Source organism: Phytobacter sp. V69, from assembly GCF_965644215.1.
GTDB lineage: Bacteria > Pseudomonadota > Gammaproteobacteria > Enterobacterales > Enterobacteriaceae > Phytobacter.
The window spans coordinates 1-351 of sequence record NZ_CBFFRL010000552.1; the positions used below are offsets into that span (position 1 = coordinate 1).

Sequence of the window (351 nt, forward strand, 5' to 3'; positions counted from 1 at the left end):
TTACCTCTGCCGAAGTGCCGTGCTATCGCTATCGCGCTTTTTCCCTTCAGATAGCCGACGACTGTCGATACCGAATACTTTGGCGGTATGCTGATGCACATGTGGACATGATCGCGCATCAGATGCCCCTCCAGAATCTGACAGCCCTTCTGGCTTGCAAGCTCGTGGAATATTTTTCCCTACTCATGCCGCAGCGCACCATATAACCGTTGTTTCCGGCGTTTACGGATATAAACCACGTGATATTTACAGTCCCATTTCGTATGGCTTAAGCCTCATCACGAATCCTCATCTCTTGGCGGAGATTTCAGATTCGCGCGACTGACTTAAAGGTCAAACCTTTCGGAGTCC

The 351-nt window shown here is 49.9% G+C and carries 1 pseudogene; it reads right to left on the reverse strand.

Annotated elements, in window-relative coordinates:
• Window positions 1–239 (reverse strand): annotated as a pseudogene (gene tnpA, locus ACSZPU_RS26420) (IS200/IS605 family transposase); the annotation flags it as partial.
• Between the last annotated feature and the right edge of the window lie 112 nt (window positions 240–351).